The 16,017-nt window shown below is 72.7% G+C and carries 14 protein-coding genes; 2 read left to right on the forward strand and 12 right to left on the reverse strand.

The window, feature by feature from the left end; genetic code table 11:
• Window positions 1-34: 34 nt before the first annotated feature.
• The 11 genes from B5D80_RS31500 to B5D80_RS31550 form a co-directional block, all read right to left on the reverse strand.
• A complete protein-coding gene (locus tag B5D80_RS31500) occupies window positions 35-2,560 on the reverse strand; it encodes an ATP-dependent Clp protease ATP-binding subunit (protein ID WP_088647575.1) in 2,526 nt (841 codons plus the stop codon).
• Window positions 2,561-3,021: 461 nt separating this feature from the next.
• Complete coding sequence (locus B5D80_RS31505) at window positions 3,022-3,366, reverse strand: histone-like nucleoid-structuring protein Lsr2 (RefSeq protein ID WP_168222573.1); 345 nt, start codon at window positions 3,364-3,366, stop codon at window positions 3,022-3,024.
• Between the two features lie 113 nt (window positions 3,367-3,479).
• Window positions 3,480-4,988 (reverse strand): lysine--tRNA ligase, encoded by a 1,509-nt coding sequence (gene lysS, locus B5D80_RS31510; protein WP_088647576.1) that lies wholly within the window; start codon window positions 4,986-4,988, stop codon window positions 3,480-3,482.
• Between the two features lie 96 nt (window positions 4,989-5,084).
• Window positions 5,085-5,843 (reverse strand): type III pantothenate kinase, encoded by a 759-nt coding sequence (locus B5D80_RS31515; RefSeq protein ID WP_088647577.1) that lies wholly within the window; start codon window positions 5,841-5,843, stop codon window positions 5,085-5,087.
• A gap of 70 nt (window positions 5,844-5,913) precedes the next feature.
• On the reverse strand, window positions 5,914-6,810 hold the full coding sequence (gene nadC / locus B5D80_RS31520; RefSeq protein WP_088647578.1) for a carboxylating nicotinate-nucleotide diphosphorylase: 897 nt from the start codon (window positions 6,808-6,810) through the stop codon (window positions 5,914-5,916).
• A gap of 56 nt (window positions 6,811-6,866) precedes the next feature.
• The gene (locus B5D80_RS31525) at window positions 6,867-8,564 is read right to left on the reverse strand and encodes an L-aspartate oxidase (RefSeq protein ID WP_088647579.1); all 1,698 of its coding nucleotides are present in this window, start codon (window positions 8,562-8,564) and stop codon (window positions 6,867-6,869) included.
• Window positions 8,565-8,638: 74 nt separating this feature from the next.
• Window positions 8,639-9,541, reverse strand: coding sequence for a septum formation family protein (locus tag B5D80_RS31530; protein WP_088647580.1), 903 nt, complete (start codon window positions 9,539-9,541; stop codon window positions 8,639-8,641).
• Window positions 9,542-9,641: 100 nt separating this feature from the next.
• The gene (panD, locus tag B5D80_RS31535; protein ID WP_088647581.1) at window positions 9,642-10,067 is read right to left on the reverse strand and encodes an aspartate 1-decarboxylase; all 426 of its coding nucleotides are present in this window, start codon (window positions 10,065-10,067) and stop codon (window positions 9,642-9,644) included.
• 28 nt (window positions 10,068-10,095) lie between these two features.
• A complete protein-coding gene (gene panC, locus B5D80_RS31540; protein ID WP_088647582.1) occupies window positions 10,096-10,941 on the reverse strand; it encodes a pantoate--beta-alanine ligase in 846 nt (281 codons plus the stop codon).
• Between the two features lie 123 nt (window positions 10,942-11,064).
• Window positions 11,065-12,042 carry a Rossmann-like and DUF2520 domain-containing protein gene (locus tag B5D80_RS31545; RefSeq protein WP_088647583.1) on the reverse strand — a complete coding sequence of 326 codons (978 nt, stop codon included), beginning with the start codon at window positions 12,040-12,042 and terminating at the stop codon, window positions 11,065-11,067.
• Between the two features lie 144 nt (window positions 12,043-12,186).
• On the reverse strand, window positions 12,187-13,467 hold the full coding sequence (locus B5D80_RS31550; RefSeq protein WP_088647584.1) for a phytase: 1,281 nt from the start codon (window positions 13,465-13,467) through the stop codon (window positions 12,187-12,189).
• 46 nt (window positions 13,468-13,513) lie between these two features.
• Here B5D80_RS31550 and B5D80_RS31555 point away from each other — a divergent pair, with 46 nt between their 5' ends.
• Both B5D80_RS31555 and B5D80_RS31560 read left to right on the forward strand, forming a co-directional pair.
• Window positions 13,514-14,632, forward strand: coding sequence for an SAM-dependent methyltransferase (locus B5D80_RS31555; protein WP_088647585.1), 1,119 nt, complete (start codon window positions 13,514-13,516; stop codon window positions 14,630-14,632).
• Window positions 14,629-15,798: an NADH-quinone oxidoreductase subunit D gene (locus B5D80_RS31560; protein WP_211291719.1), complete on the forward strand. Its 1,170-nt coding sequence runs from the start codon at window positions 14,629-14,631 to the stop codon at window positions 15,796-15,798. The genes B5D80_RS31555 and B5D80_RS31560 overlap by 4 nt, the downstream gene beginning before the upstream one ends.
• A 15-nt stretch (window positions 15,799-15,813) precedes the next feature.
• Here B5D80_RS31560 and B5D80_RS33570 read toward each other — a convergent pair.
• The coding region (locus tag B5D80_RS33570; protein WP_158224280.1) for a hypothetical protein at window positions 15,814-16,017 on the reverse strand (204 nt) is incomplete at its 5' end.

Below are 16,017 nucleotides of genomic sequence, written 5' to 3' on the forward strand. Positions count from 1 at the left end.
CCCGCCGCCCGCTGTCCTGTCGACCCGTCGGGGCCTACTCGCCCGTGGTGGCGGCGCCACCCAGGTCGGCCGGGACGGCGTCCGGCACTGCGGCCGGACGGTCGGAGCCGTGGAAGACCAGCTTCGACTTGTCGATGTCCTCCGGGTCGCCCTCGCAGTCCACCACCACGATCTGACCGGGGGTCAGCTCGTTGAACAGGATCCGCTCGGAGAGGTTGTCCTCGATGTCGCGCTGGATCGTCCGACGCAGCGGACGGGCACCCAGCACCGGGTCGAAGCCCTTCTTGGACAGGTACTTCTTGGCGTTGTCGGTCAGCTCCAGACCCATGTCCTTGTTGCGGAGCTGGCCCTCGATCCGCTGGATCATGATGTCCACGATCGAGAGGATCTCGTTCTGCCGCAGCTGGTGGAAGACGATGGTGTCGTCGATCCGGTTGAGGAACTCGGGCCGGAAGTGCTGCTTCAGCTCGTCGTTGACCTTCTGCTTCATCCGGTCGTAGGTGGACTCGGAGTCCTCCGACTGCTGGAAGCCCAGCGACACCGCCTTGGCGACGTCCCGGGTGCCCAGGTTGGTGGTCAGGATGATGACCGTGTTCTTGAAGTCCACGATCCGACCCTGACCGTCGGTCAACCGGCCGTCCTCCAGGATCTGGAGCAGCGTGTTGAACACGTCCGGGTGGGCCTTCTCGATCTCGTCGAAGAGCACCACCGAGAACGGGCGACGACGCACCTTCTCGGTCAGCTGGCCACCCTCGTCGTAACCGACGTAGCCGGGAGGGGCACCGACCAGGCGGGACACCGTGTACCGGTCGTGGAACTCGGACATGTCCAGCTGGATCAGGGCGTCCTCGCTGCCGAACAGGAACTCGGCAAGCGCCTTGGACAGCTCGGTCTTACCGACACCGGACGGGCCGGCGAAGATGAACGAGCCGGACGGCCGCTTCGGGTCCTTCAGGCCGGCCCGGGTACGCCGGATCGCCTTCGACACCGCCTTGACCGCGTCCTCCTGGCCGATGACGCGCTTGTGCAGCTCGTCCTCCATCCGCAGCAGCCGGGAGGTCTCCTCCTCGGTCAGCTTGTAGACGGGGATACCGGTCCAGTTGCCGAGCACCTCGGCGATCTGCTCGTCGTCGACCTCGCTGACGACGTCCAGGTCACCGGCCTTCCACTCCTTCTCCCGCTGCGCCTTCTGACCGAGGAGCTGCTTCTCCTTGTCGCGCAGCTGGGCGGCCCGCTCGAAGTCCTGCGCGTCGATCGCGGACTCCTTGTCACGGCGCACCTGGGCGATCCGCTCGTCGAAGTCACGCAGGTCCGGCGGCGCGGTCATCCGGCGGATGCGCATCCGGGCCCCGGCCTCGTCGATCAGGTCGATCGCCTTGTCCGGCAGGAAGCGGTCGGAGATGTACCGGTCGGCGAGGGTCGCGGCGGCCACGAGGGCGGCGTCGGTGATGCTCACCCGGTGGTGCGCCTCGTAGCGGTCCCGCAGGCCCTTGAGGATCTCGATGGTGTGGGCCAGCGACGGCTCACCCACCTGGATCGGCTGGAAACGACGCTCCAGCGCGGCGTCCTTCTCCAGGTGCTTGCGGTACTCGTCGAGGGTGGTCGCGCCGATGGTCTGCAACTCGCCCCGGGCCAGCATCGGCTTGAGGATGCTCGCCGCGTCGATCGCGCCCTCGGCGGCACCCGCACCGACCAGGGTGTGGATCTCGTCGATGAACAGGATGATGTCGCCCCGGGTGCGGATCTCCTTGAGCACCTTCTTGAGGCGCTCCTCGAAGTCACCCCGGTAGCGGGAGCCGGCGACCAGGGCACCGAGGTCGAGGGTGTAGAGCTGCTTGTCCTTCAGCGTCTCGGGCACCTCGCCCTTGATGATCTTCTGGGACAGGCCCTCCACCACGGCGGTCTTGCCGACGCCGGGCTCACCGATCAGGACCGGGTTGTTCTTGGTGCGGCGGGACAGCACCTGCATGACCCGCTCGATCTCCTTCTCGCGCCCGATCACCGGGTCGAGCTTGCCCTCGCGGGCGGCCTGGGTCAGGTTGCGACCGAACTGGTCCAGCACGAGGCTGGTCGACGGCGCGGCCTCACCCGGCGCGGTACCGGCGGCGGCCGGCTCCTTGCCCTGGTAGCCGGAGAGGAGCTGGATCACCTGCTGGCGGACCCGGTTGAGGTCGGCGCCCAGCTTCACCAGCACCTGGGCGGCGACGCCCTCGCCCTCGCGGATCAGCCCGAGCAGGATGTGCTCGGTGCCGATGTAGTTGTGGCCGAGCTGCAGCGCCTCGCGCAGGGACAGCTCCAGCACCTTCTTGGCCCGGGGCGTGAACGGGATGTGCCCGCTCGGCGCCTGCTGGCCCTGGCCGATGATCTCCTCGACCTGCTGGCGGACGCCCTCCAGGGAGATGCCGAGGCTCTCCAGGGCCTTGGCCGCCACACCCTCACCCTCGTGGATCAGGCCCAGCAGGATGTGCTCCGTACCGATGTAGTTGTGGTTGAGCATCCGGGCCTCTTCTTGGGCCAGGACGACAACCCGTCGCGCTCGGTCGGTGAACCGCTCGAACATGCCCTCGTGCTCCTCACGTGCCGTGCGCCTCGACTGCGAGATCTTGGCGGGGCCGGTGCTCGGACGTCCGGGACGGGCGTCCGTGCCTCCTTACTCTATCGCCGCTGACCGACTCCGCTGAGGTCGTGTCTCCTCGTACCGAGCCGTTCCGACGTCGTTTTGACCAACCATCCGCGCTCAGGAGGTGTTCCGGCACCCCAGCCTGTACGCGCAGAGCGAAATTCGCCCGGGGTGCACAACGCCCTGCCGGGGCCCCGTGGGTCATCCACAGGCTGTGGACGAAGTCTCCACCGGCTGTGGACAACGCCCCCGGAGCCGGAAAACTTCCCTCCCCGGGCCGGGTGCCGCAGCCCGAGCGCCGACGGCACCGCGGACCGCCCGGGAACGCCCCCGGACCGCACCCAGACGGCGACGCCGGCCCGGAGGCATGCTCCGGCCCGGCGTCGGTTCGCCGCTGACGCTCAGCGGGTCGCGTGGTACTCGTCGACGATCTCCTGCGGGATGCGGCCCCGGTCGGAGATGTCCTTGCCGTTCTTCTTGGCCCAGGACCGGATCGCCTTGTTCTGCTCGCGGTCGGCGGTCGCCCCGCCCCGGCCCCGGGCGGCCCGGCCACCCACGACCACGCCGCCCCGACCGACCCGGGTACCGGCGGCCACGTACGGCGCGAAAACATCCCGCAATTTGTCGGCGTTGGAGTTCGACAGGTCGATCTCGTACTGAACGCCGTCGAGGGCGAACTTGACGGTCTCGTCCGCGTCCCCGCCGTCCAGGTCATCGACCAGCTTGTGAATGATCTGCTTGGCCACGTCCCACATTCCTTTCGAGCAGGGTGCTCCTGCAATAGGAGCACGATAACCCGCCCGATGCTTGCCACGTCAATAGGTCGCTGTAACGACCCGGCAAAGGTCCCCCTGCGGGGCTACTCGGCACGGACCAACGGGAAGAGGATGGTTTCCCGAATTCCCAGGCCGGTCAGCGCCATCAAGAGCCGGTCGATTCCCATTCCCATACCCCCGGCCGGCGGCATTCCGTACTCCATGGCCCGGAGAAAGTCCTCGTCCAGCCGCATGGCCTCGTCGTCGCCCCGGGCGGCCAGCTGCGCCTGCGCGACCAGGCGTTCCCGCTGCACCACCGGGTCGACCAGCTCCGAGTACGCGGTGCCCAGCTCGAAGCCGAGCACGTAGAGGTCCCACTTCTCGGCCAGGCCCGGCTCGCTGCGGTGGGCGCGGGTGAGCGGGCTGGTCTCCTCCGGGTAGTCCCGCACGAAGGTCGGCGACTGGAGACTCGGCACCACCAGTTCCTCGAACAGCTCCTCGGCGAGCTTGCCCGGACCCCACTTCGGGTCGACCGCCAGCCCCACCTTGTCGGCGTACTCCACCAGGCGGGCCCGGTCGGTGCGGACCGTGACCTCCTCGCCGAGGGCCTCGGAAAGCACCCCGAAGAGGGTCACCGAGCGCCACTGCCCGCCCAGGTCGAACTCGCGCCCGTCGGCGTGGGTCACCGTCGTCGAGCCGCTGACCGCCACCGCCGCCTGCTGCACGAGATTGCGGGTCAACTCGGCCATCGTGTCGTAGTCGCCGTACGCCTGGTAGGTCTCCAGCATCGCGAACTCCGGGGAGTGCGACGAGTCGACTCCCTCATTGCGGAAGTTGCGGTTGATCTCGAACACCCGGTCGACCCCGCCGACCACGGCGCGCTTGAGAAACAGTTCCGGCGCGATTCGCAGATACAGATCCGTACCGAGTGCATTGCTGTGGGTCACGAATGGGCGGGCCGCCGCGCCCCCGTGCAGCAACTGGAGCATCGGCGTCTCGACCTCGATGAATCCCTGACCGTGCAACGAGTCGCGCAGGCTGCGCACCGCCGCGGCCCGGGTCCGGACCATCTGGCGGGCCTGCGGGCGGACGATCAGGTCCACGTAACGCTGGCGGACCCGGGCCTCCTCGCTCAGCGGCTTGTGCGCCACCGGCAACGGACGCAGCGCCTTGGCGGTCACCGCCCACTCGTCGGCGAGCACCGACAGCTCACCGCGCCGGCTGGTGATCACCTCGCCGGTGACACCGACGTGGTCACCCAGGTCGACCAGGCGCTTCCAGTCCTCCAGCCGCTCCGCGCCGACCCGGTCCAGGGAGAGCATCGCCTGCAACTCGGTGCCGTCGCCGTCGCGCAGGGTCGCGAAACAGAGCTTGCCGGTGTTCCGTACGAAGATCACCCGGCCGGTGACCGAGACCCGGTCCCCGGTCGCGGTGTCGGTAGGCAGCTCGGCGTACCGCTCGCGCACCTCGGCCAGGGTGCTGGTCCGGGGAAAACCGACGGGGTACGGCTCGACGCCCTCGGCGAGCATCCGGTCCCGCTTCTCCCGGCGGACCTTCATCTGCTCGGGAAGGTCGTCGGCGGGGTCCACTGGCACGGTGTTCTGCTCGGTCACGGCACGCTTCCTCGGCTAAGGGAGTTTCGGCGGGGTCAGCCCATGAGCGTACTCAAGCCCCCGGGCGGCCGTTACGGGATAACCAGCCCACCGTGATCAGGTGTTGCGCTCGTAGACCATGCGCAGGCCGATCAGGGTGATCATCGGCTCGTGGTGGGTGATGGTGCGGCACTCGCCGATCACCACCGAGGCCAGCCCGCCGGTGGCGATCACCGCCCGGACCTCGCCCAGTTCCTCGGTCATCCGCTCGACGATCCGGTCGACCTGCCCGGCGAAGCCGAAGTAGAGGCCGGACTGGAGGCACTCCACGGTGTTCTTGCCGATCACCGAGCGGGGCTTGTTCGCCTCCACCTTGCGCAGTTGCGCGGCGCGGGCGGCGAGCGCGTCGAAGGAGATCTCGATGCCGGGGGCGAACGCCCCGCCGAGGAACTCCCCCCGACCGCTGATCACGTCGAAGTTGGTGGTGGTGCCGAAGTCCACCACGATCGACGGACCGCCGTAGAGGGTGTACGCGGCCAGCGTGTTGACCACCCGGTCCGCGCCGACCTCCTTCGGGTTGTCGATGGCGAGCTGCACACCGGTGCGTACCCCCGGCTCGACGACGACGCTCGGCAGATCGGCGTAGTAGCGGGCCAGCATGGTCCGCAGCGAGCGCAGCGCCGCCGGCACCGTCGAGCAGGCGGCCACCCCGGTGATCTCGACGGCGTCACCGGCCAGCAGCCCCCGGAACATCAGCCCCAGCTCGTCCGCTGTCGAACGGGCGTCGGTCTTGATCCGCCACGAGTGCACCAGGCGGTCGCCGTCGAAGGTCGCCAGCACGGTGTTGGTGTTTCCGATGTCGATGCAGAGCAGCACGCACGCAGCCTAGACGCCGACGGGCCGCCGGACGCGAGGAGTGGGCCGGCGTCCGGCGACCCGTACCGACTCACCGCTCGCGCAGGTCCAGGGCGATGTCCAGGATCGGCGACGAGTGCGTCAGCGCGCCCACCGAGAGGTAGTCCACCCCGGTCGCCCCGTACTCGGCGGCCACCTCCAGGGTCAGCCCGCCGGTCGCCTCCAGTTCGGCCCGGTCGCCGACCGCCGCGACCACCTCGCGCAGGGTCGTCGGGGACATGTTGTCCAGCAGCAGGAAGTCGGCACCGGCCTCGACCGCCTCCACCGCCTCGGCCGGGGTGTCCACCTCCACCTGCACCGGCACCTCGGGGAAGGTCTGCCGGACCCGCCGGAAGGCCGCCCCGACACCGCCGGCGGCCAGCTTGTGGTTGTCCTTGATCATGGCGACGTCGTACAGGCCCATCCGCTTGTTGGTGCCGCCACCGGCGCGGACCGCGTACTTCTCCAGCATCCGCAGGCCGGGCGTGGTCTTGCGGGTGTCCAGCACGGTCGCCTTGGTGCCGGCCAGGGCGTCCGCCCAGGCCCGGGTGTGGGTGGCCACCCCGGACATCCGGGAGAGCAGGTTCAGCGCGGTGCGCTCGGCGGTGAGCAGCAGCCGGGTCGGCCCGGTCACCGTCGCCAGCACGTCACCCCGGGCCACCCGCGCGCCGTCGTGGGCCACCACGACCACCTCGACGGTACGCTCCGCAGCGGTCACCTCCCCGACCAGCTCGAAGACCGCGGCGGCCACCGCCAGCCCGGCCACCACCCCGTCCTCCCGGGCCACCAGGTCGGCGGTGTCGGTCTGCCCGGCCGCGATGGTGGCGACGCTGGTGACGTCGAGGAAGTCCGCCCCCAGGTCCTCGGTGAGCGCGTCGACGATCACCCGCCGCACCCGCTCCGGGTCCAGCCCACCGGCGGCCAGCGTCTGCCGCGTCGATTCCCGCACGTGGATTCCTCCGTTCGTCGGCGCTGCCCGCGCCACCGCTCCTGGACCGCCCGTGGTCAGGGCAGCCCCTCCCAGCGTTCGGTCAGCCCGCCCCGGGCGTCGATCGCCGCGACCAGGTGGCCACGCCACCGCTCGTCGGCCGTCGGGAAGTCCTCCCGCCAGTGGCAGCCCCGGGTCTCCTGCCGGGCGTACGCGGCGGCGACCAGGGTCGCCGCCACGGTGACCAGGTTCGTCGCCTCCCAACCGGCGGTGCCCGCCCGGCCGGCGTCACCGGCCAGCCCGGTCAGGGTGGCGGCGGTCCCGGCGAGGCTGGCCGCCGACCGCAACACGCCGGCACCCCGGGTCATCGACCGTTGCAGCGCCGGCACGCCGTCGGCGGACAGCACCCCGCCCCCGCCGCCCACCCACGCGCCGGTCGACGCCGGCTGCGCCTGCTCGGGCAGCCCGGTGGCGATGTCCTCGGCGATCCGGCGGGAGAAGACCAGCCCCTCCAGCAGCGAGTTGCTGGCCAGCCGGTTCGCACCGTGCACGCCCGTGCAGGCGACCTCCCCGCAGGCGTACAGGCCGGGGATGGAGGTCCGGCCGCGCAGATCGGTGCGGACGCCGCCGGACGCGTAGTGGGCGGCCGGGGCGACCGGGATCAGATCCGTAGCCGGATCGACCCCGATGGCCAGGCAGGACGCGACGATGGTCGGGAACCGCCCGGCGAGGAAGTCCCCGCCGAGGTGCCGGGCGTCGAGATGGACGTGGTCGGCACCGGTGGCCAGCAGCACCCGGTGGATGCCCTTGGCCACCACGTCGCGGGGGGCCAGTTCGGCCAGCTCGTGCTGGCCGAGCATGAACCGCTTGCCGTCCGCGTCGACCAGGTGCGCGCCCTCGCCCCGCAGCGCCTCGGAGACCAGCGGCTGCTGGGCGAGGCCGGCCCCGGGCACCCGGGCCTGCTCGGGCACGATCAACGCGGTCGGGTGGAACTGCACGAACTCGACGTCGGTGACCGCCGCCCCGGCCCGCAGCGCCAACGCCACGCCGTCGCCGGTGGAGACCGCCGGGTTGGTGGTGGCCGAGAACACCTGCCCCATCCCGCCGGTGGCCAGCACCACCGCGCGGGCCAGCAGGGCGCCCACGCCGTCCTCGCTGCCCTCGCCGAGCACGTGCAGGGTGATCCCGCAGGCCGGGCCGGGGGAGTCCGGGCCGTCGCCGGGGGCGCGCAGCAGATCCAGCACCAGGGCGTGCTCGACCAGCCTGATCCACGGGTCGCGGCGGACCGCCGCGTGCAGGGCCCGCTGCACCTCCGCCCCGGTCGCGTCACCACCGGCGTGCACGATCCGGTCGGCCCGGTGCCCGCCCTCCCGGGTGAGCATCAGCGAACCGTCCGGGTTGCGGTCGAACTCCGCACCGATGCGCATCAGCTCCCGCAGCCGCAGCGGCCCCTCCTCCACCAGCAGCCGGACCGCCGCCGGGTCGCAGAGTCCGACCCCGGCGATCTCGGTGTCCCGGGCGTGCGCGGCGGGCGAGTCCGCCGGGTCGAGTACGGCGGCGATCCCGCCCTGCGCCCAGCGGGTCGAACCGTCGTCGATGTTGACCTTGGTGACCACGGTGACGTGCAGGCCCGCCTCGCGCAGGTGCAGCGCGGCGGTGAGCCCGGCCACCCCGGAGCCGACCACGATCACGTCGGTGGTCTCCACCCAGCCGGGCGCGGGAGCAGCCAGCAGGCTGGGCAGGGCCGGCAGGTCGACGGTCGGACGAAGTTCCATGGTCACAGTCAACCCGAACGATCCTCGCGACGGGGGGCGGGGGGCGGGACGAGTGGTTTCGGCTACCCCGTCCGCTACTTCGTCCGCACCGGCAGGGCCGCCGGACCGCCGCCCTTCAGCGAGGCCGTCACCGTCCGGTCGCTCAACCACAGGTAGCAGCGGACCCCCCGGTCACCGACCCGCCACCGGCCCGGACCGGGCGGACGCACCACCACCCCGCTGCGGAAACGCAGCCTGGTGTCGTCCGGCACCCCCACGTACCGGGCCAGCACGCTGCGGCAGCCGGCGTACAACGGCAGCCAGTCGACGTCCTTGGTCGGGTACGGCCGGTCAGGGGCCTTCCAGACGCCCACGAACTCCGCCTCGTGCACCGCCGGGCACTCCACCGGGACCAGCACCTGCACCCCGGCGCCCCGGCCGCTCCTGGCCCGCTGGCAGCCCAGCCGCAGCGGGGAGGCCCCCTTCAACGCGTCCCGCAGGCTGCCCGTGCGGGTGACCACGGTGGCCGCCGCCTCGACGGTGTTCAGCTCGCTCAGGTCGCACCGGAACCAGCGCGCCCCGGCCGCCCAACCCGGCGCGGTAGGCAGCGCCACCGCCAGCCGCAGCCGGCCGGCCCGCCAGTCGTCGCCCACGTACCCGGCGGCCCGGGTGTCACACTCGGCGAACGCGCCCCGCAGCTCGGTCGAGCCGGTGGCCGGCGCGGTGGCCCGCGTACCCGGCAACGTGCCCACGTGCACCGTCTCGACCCGGTGCGGCACCGCGCAGTCCACCGGCGCGTACGCCGCCAGGGAGACCGTGTCGGTGAAGTCGGCGACCTGGCACACGCCCGCCGCGGGGGTGAACGGCCCGGCCGGCGGCAGGGCCGCCCAGTCGTCGGTGAGATCGCCGTCGAGGCCGCCCGGGGCACCGCAGGCCGCCAGGACCGCTCCCGCCGCCACGGCGGCGACGACGAGCGTCACCGCTCGGCGGACCCTCATCGCACGGCGCAACGCGGCCTCCCCCAGCCGACGACCGTCAATCCGACGGTCAGCCCAGGGTAACCAAAAATGACCTTCCGGTAACAGACCGGAATTCTGGTCAGCCGACGACGGCGAGTGGACTCGGCACCGGGTCGCCGGCCGTCCCGACGGCCGCCGCAGCCGGGTCGCCGCCCAGCTCAACCACCCTGTTGTCGGCGTCCACGTGGACCACCCGGGGGCGGTACGTGCGGGCCTCCGCGTCGTCCATCTGACCGTACGAGATCAGGATCACCAGGTCCTGCGGGTGCACCAGGTGCGCCGCCGCGCCGTTGATCCCGATCACGCCGCTGCCCCGCTCACCGGGGATCACGTAGGTCTCCAGCCGGGCCCCGTTGGTCACGTCCACGATCGCCACCTGCTCGCCCGGGAGCAGGTCGGCGGCGTCGAGCAGATCCTGGTCCACCGTCACCGAACCGACGTAGTGCAGGTCGGCCTGGGTCACCGTCGCCCGGTGGATCTTCGACTTGAGCATGGTCCGGAGCATCGTGGTGCCTTTCCAGAGAGGTACGGGGTCAGCTACGGGGAGCGAGCCGGATGGCCAGGTTGTCGATCAGCCGGGTGCCGCCCACCCAGGCCGCGATCAGCAGCCGGGCCGGCCCGGCGACCGGCCCCGGCTCCAGATCCGGATCGGTGAGCACCAGGTAGTCCAGCCGCGCGCCCGGCGTCGCGCCCAGCGCCCGGTGGGCGGCGGCCAGTACGTCACCGGCGTCGGCACCCCGCTCGGCGGCGGCCGCACCGGCCCGCAGCGCGGCGGACAGCCCCAGCGCCACCTGCCGCTCGTCCGCCGACAGGTAACGGTTACGGCTGGACAGGGCCAGCCCGTCCGGCTCCCGGACGGTGGGCACGCCGACCACCTCGACCGGCACGTCCAGGTCCCGGGCCATCCGGCGGACCAGGGTGAGCTGCTGGTAGTCCTTCTCCCCGAAGAAGGTGAAGTCGGGCCGGGTGAGCTGGAGCAGCTTCAACACCACGGTCAGCACCCCGTGGAAGAAGCCGGGCCGGCTCTGCCCCTCCAACTCCTCACCGAGTTCGCCCGGGTTGACCCGGACCGTGGGCTGCCCGTCCGGGTACATGTCCGCCACGGCCGGGGCGAACACCAGGTCCGCACCGGCCCGCCGGCACACCTCCAGGTCGGTGTCGAGGGTGCGCGGGTACCTGTCGAAGTCCTCGTTCGGGCCGAACTGCAACGGGTTCACGAAGATCGTCACCAGCACGTGGTCAGCCCGCTCCCGGGCGGCCCGGATCAGCGTCTCGTGCCCCGGGTGCAGCGCGCCCATCGTCATCACGACGCCGACCGTGCCGGCCAGCCCGGCCCGCGCCTTCGCCAGCTCCGCCCGGGTGTGCACCAGTTCCGTCACCGAATTACCCTTCGTTCGCGCTGCGGGGCTCGCAAACCCGGCTCACTCCTCACACTCACCGGATCGCCCTTCGTTCGCGCTGCGGGGCTCGCAAACCCGGCTCACCGGCCCATCCGGGCCCGCTCACGCCGCCACTTCCCGGTGGACGCCGGCCAGCACGTCCAGCAGGGACTCGGCGTCCACCGGGCGCAGCCGGCCCGCCGCGATCGCCCGGTCCGCGCTGCGTCGGGCCAACGCCAGGTAGGGGGCGACGGATTCCGGCGCGGTCTGCGCCAGCCGGGCCAGGTGCCGTCGTACGGTGCCCGCGTCGCCGCGCGACACCGGGCCGGTGAGCGCGTCGTCGCCGAGCCGCAGGGCGTTCTCCAACGCCGCCCGCAGCAGCGGGGCCAGCACCTTCTCCGGCTGGGCCACCCCGGCGTCCCGCAGCCGGTCGGCCGCCTCGTTGACCAGGGTCACCAGGTGGTTCGCGCCGTGCGCCAGCGCCGCGTGGTAGAGCACCCGGTCGGTCTCCCCCACCCACTCCGGCACCCCGCCCAGGTCGGCGACGAGCCGGGCCGCCGCCGCCCGCAGCCCGGCCGGGGCGGTCACCCCGAAGGAGATGCCGGCCAGCCGGGACAGGTCGTCAGGCGTACCGGTGAAGGTCATCGCGGGGTGCAGGGCCAGCGGCCGGGCACCCACGGCGGTGGCCGGGGCCAGCACGCCCAGCCCGTGCGCGCCGGAGGTGTGCGCGACCACCTGGCCCGGGTGCAGCGCGCCGGTGTCGGCCAGCCCGGCCACCACTCCCGCCAGCGCGTCGTCGGGCACGGCGACCAGAAGCAGGTCGGCGGCGTCCCGGGCGACCGAGGTGGCGGACCGGTTCACCGCGTCCGGCAGGAGCAGCGCGATCCGGGCCCGGGTCGCACCGGAGACACCGGAGGCGGCGACCACCCGGTGCCCGGCGGCGACCAGCGCCGCCCCCAGCACGGCACCCACCCGGCCGGCACCGACCACGCCCACGGTGAGGCGGGCGGGAAGGACGAACGGGACATCGGGTACGACGGGGCCCTGCGGTACGGCGACGCCGGGTACGGCGGCCGGACGCGGGCGCAGCGGTGCGCTCATGGCGACGATCCAGTCCTCGAAGGGGGTACCGGTCGATGGCAAGTATGCGCCGGGGGCAGGGAACCCGAACAAGGATGTGTGAAAACGTTCACCGACCGCCGGCACCGGCCGCCCCGGTGGCGGCCGGGGGCCCGGTGTGGCAGCTCACCGCCGTCCGGCCAGGAACCCGGCGTCGACGAACTTGACGTCGGTGTCCGGGCGTTCCCCGCCGTCACCGTCCGGCGTCACCGGGGTGTTCCGGCCGTCCTGCACCACCAGCAGCCCGCCGGGGAAGCCCGGCAGCGGCGTGGCCGTCACCGCCGCCCCGTCGCACTCCTGCGCGCCGTCGAACCGGCCGTCGACCACCGCGAACCGCCCGGTCGGCCGGTTGCTGACCCGGTCGTAGGTGAAGAACGTGTCGTCGCCCTGGCTGGACACGACGAGGGTGCCCGCGTACCGGCCGGTGCGCATGATCGTCAGGCCCTCCACGTCCTGGGCGATCCGCCCGCCGAAGCCCGGGTCGGCGGTGTGGTCGGTGACGCAGTCGTCGGCCGCCGGGTCGAAGACCGCCGGGACGCCGTACTCGCGGACCCGCTCCACCGACCGGGGTACGCCCACGAACCGGCCACCGACCAGTCGGGTCCGCCACAGGCCGACTTTCTCCTGCGCCAGGTACACCACGCCGGTGGCCGGGTCCACCACCGTCCCCTCCACCTGCGGGCCGTCCCCCGGGTCGGTGCACGGCGACCAGGCGGAGCCGTCCGGCAGGGTGAACGTCGACGGCAGCACCAGCCGCCCCACCGGCCGGTAGCTGACCCGCCCGGCCTGCTCCACCAGCCGGAACACCCCCACCTCAGGGGTGCTGCGCCGGCTCACCACCGCGTACGCGGCCCCGTCCCGGTCGGTGAACGTGCCCAACCCGTACGCGGTGCGCTGGGTGTTCACCTCAGCCTGGTCCCGGCTGAACGCGAACGGCGGCTGCGGCGCGGTCACGTCGACCAGCCGCCGCGACACCGGGTCGATCCGGTAGAACCGGAGCTGGTCCCGCCCCCGGTCGGTGACCACCGCCAGGTCGACCGGCCGGCCCGCCAACCGGAAGCCGCCGACCAGGTCGACGTTGTTGAACCGGCCCGCCTCGTCGTCCGGACCGGGTGCCGGCGGGGTGGCGATCGCCTGCCGCTCCCGGGCCCGCAGGTCGTACACCCGCAGGCCGCCGTTCTTGGCGGTGACGATCACCAGGCTGCCGGCCCGGTCGGTCGGGTGCACCCAGATCGCCGGATCGTCGGCGTCGGCGTCGCCACCGGCGGCGTCGTCGAACAGGGCGGGGGTCTCGGCCACCGCCCGGACCGCACGCGGCGCGTCGTCCCGGGCGGGCGCGGCGGCGGCACCGGTGGTCGACACCAGCAGCGGTACGACCGCCAGCGCGGGGATCACGATTCGTCTCATGCCCGCAGACCGTAGGGTCGGCACGGTGACGGACCCTGAACACGGGATGAACGCGATTCGCTGGCGGGACGCCATGGACGCCGCCCTCTACGGGCCGCACGGCTTCTTCGTCTCCGGCTCGGGCCCGGCCGACCACTTCCGGACCAGCGTGCACGCCTCCCCGGCGTTCGCGGCGGCGGTGTTCCGGCTCGTGTCCCGCCTCGACGCCGCCCTCGGCTTCCCCACCCCGTTCGACGTGGTGGACGTGGGCGCCGGCCGGGGTGAGCTGCTGCGCGCCCTGGCCGCCCTGGCCCACGACCCGGCGACACCCGACGCGGCTGCGACGCCGCTGGCCCGCCGCCTGCGCCTCACGGCCGTGGAACTGGCCCCCCGCCCGGCGGACCTGCCGCCCGTCATCGCCTGGGCGACCGAGCCCCCGACGGGGATCACCGGCCTGTTGACCGCCACCGAATGGCTGGACAACGTCCCCCTGGACGTGGCCGTCCCCACCGACACCGGCTGGCGCTACCACCTGGTGCACCCGGGCACCGGCGAGGAGACCCCCGGCCCCCCACTGACCCCGGAAGACCTGACCTGGCTCGCCACCTGGCACCCCACCCCCACCCCGCCGCCCTCCACCCCCACCACCGCCCCGGTGATCAAGAGGTTCGCGTCAGGTCCGGGCCCCTCCGCTGACGCGAACCTCTTGATCACCGGGCTTGGGGAGCGGGTGGAGGTGGGGCGGGGGCGGGATCTCGCCTGGGGCGGGGTGGTCGGGCGGCTGCGGCGGGGGGTGGCGCTGGCCGTCGACTACGGGCACCTGCGCGGGCGGCGGCCGGTCGGCGGCACGCTGACCGGGTACCGGAACGGGCGACAGGTGCCGCCGGTGCCGGACGGGTCGTGCGACATCACCGCGCACGTCGCCATCGACTCCGTCGCGGCCGCCGGTGCCCGGGTCGCCGGGTGCGCGTACACGTTGCTGTCCCAGCGGGAGGCGCTACGGGCGCTCGGGGCCGACGGCGGCCGACCGGCGCTGAGCCTGGCCGGCACCGACCCGGCCGGCTACGTGCGGGCGCTCGCCGCCGCCTCGGCGGTGGCCGAGCTGACCGACCCGGCCGGGCTCGGCGGACACCACTGGCTGCTCCAGCCGGTCGGCGTCGCCGTCGATGCACTCATGGCACGATGACCGGCATGACCACGGACACCGGTGAACTGCGCGAGCTGACCGTCGGCACCGGGGCCGGCGGGGAGCAGCTCGGCACCGACATGGTGCTCAACATCGGCCCGCAGCACCCGTCGACGCACGGCGTGCTGCGGCTGAAACTGGTGCTCGACGGGGAACGGGTGGTCGCCGCCGAACCCATCGTCGGGTACATGCACCGGGGCGCGGAGAAACTGTTCGAGGTCCGCGACTACCGGCAGATCATCGTGCTGGCCAACCGGCACGACTGGCTGTCGGCGTTCTCCAACGAGCTGGGCGTCGTGCTCGCCGTGGAACGGCTTATGGGCATGGAGGTGCCCGAGCGGGCCACCTGGCTACGGATGGCGCTGGCCGAGCTGAACCGGGTGCTCAACCACCTGATGTTCCTCGGCTCCTACCCGCTGGAGATCGGCGCGATCACCCCGGTCTTCTACGCGTTCCGGGAACGGGAGACCATCCAGGCGGTGATGGAGGAGGTCTCCGGCGGCCGCATCCACTACATGTTCAACCGGGTAGGCGGCCTCAAGGAGGAGGTCCCCGCCGGCTGGACCGGCCGGGCCCGCGCCGCCATCGACGAGGTCCGCCGCCGGATGCCCGACCTCGACAACCTGATCCGACGCAACGAGATCTTCCTGGCCCGCACCGTCGGGGTGGGGGTGCTGTCGGCCGCCGACGCCGCCGCGTTCGGGGCGTCCGGGCCGGTCGCCCGCGCCTCCGGCCTGGACCTCGACCTGCGCCGCGACGAGCCCTACCTGGCGTACGACCAGCTCGACGTGCCGGTGGTCACCCGCACCGCCGGGGACTGCCACGCCCGCTTCGAGGTGCTGCTCGACCAGGTGTACGCCTCCCTCGACCTCGCCGCGCAGTGCCTCGACCGGGTCGACCGGCTCACCGGCCCGGTGAACACCCGGCTACCCAAGGTGGTCAAGGCCCCCGAGGGGCACACCTACGCGTGGACGGAGAACCCGCTCGGGATCAACGGCTACTACCTGGTGTCGCGGGGCGAGAAGACGCCGTGGCGGCTCAAGCTGCGCACCGCGTCGTACGCCAACGTGCAGGCGTTGGCCACCCTGCTCCCCGGCTGCCTGGTGCCCGACCTGATCGCCATCCTCGGCTCGATGTTCTTCGTGGTCGGCGACATCGACAAGTGAGCTGATGCGCAGCGGTCAGCGCCAGTGCCCGCCCGCGCGCGGGGCGTCGTCCTGCGGCGGGTAGCCGTACCGCTGCTCGCCCGCCCACTGCTGGTGGTCGCGCGGCTCGGGCTCCGGGTCGCGCCACGACACCACCGGCTCCCGGTCCCGCCGCTGCTCGGCCCGCTGCCCCTCCCACCGCCGGTCGTCGGCGCGCGCCGGCCACTGCTGGGCGGGCTG

The sequence above is a fragment of the Micromonospora wenchangensis genome (assembly GCF_002210435.1).
GTDB lineage: Bacteria > Actinomycetota > Actinomycetes > Mycobacteriales > Micromonosporaceae > Micromonospora > Micromonospora wenchangensis.

Excerpts from the sequence above, each read along its gene's own strand:
- B5D80_RS31500 (WP_088647575.1), bottom strand. The coding sequence starts at position 2,560 with ATGTTCGAGCGGTTCACCGACCGAGCGCGACGGGTTGTCGTCCTGGCC.
- B5D80_RS31525 (WP_088647579.1), bottom strand. The coding sequence starts at position 8,564 with ATGGAACTTCGTCCGACCGTCGACCTGCCGGCCCTGCCCAGCCTGCTG.
- B5D80_RS31530 (WP_088647580.1), bottom strand. The coding sequence starts at position 9,541 with ATGAGGGTCCGCCGAGCGGTGACGCTCGTCGTCGCCGCCGTGGCGGCG.
- panD (WP_088647581.1), bottom strand. The coding sequence starts at position 10,067 with ATGCTCCGGACCATGCTCAAGTCGAAGATCCACCGGGCGACGGTGACC.
- B5D80_RS31545 (WP_088647583.1), bottom strand. The coding sequence starts at position 12,042 with ATGAGCGCACCGCTGCGCCCGCGTCCGGCCGCCGTACCCGGCGTCGCC.
- B5D80_RS31550 (WP_088647584.1), bottom strand. The coding sequence starts at position 13,467 with ATGAGACGAATCGTGATCCCCGCGCTGGCGGTCGTACCGCTGCTGGTG.
- B5D80_RS31555 (WP_088647585.1), top strand. The coding sequence starts at position 13,514 with ATGAACGCGATTCGCTGGCGGGACGCCATGGACGCCGCCCTCTACGGG.
- B5D80_RS31560 (WP_211291719.1), top strand. The coding sequence starts at position 14,629 with ATGACCGGCATGACCACGGACACCGGTGAACTGCGCGAGCTGACCGTC.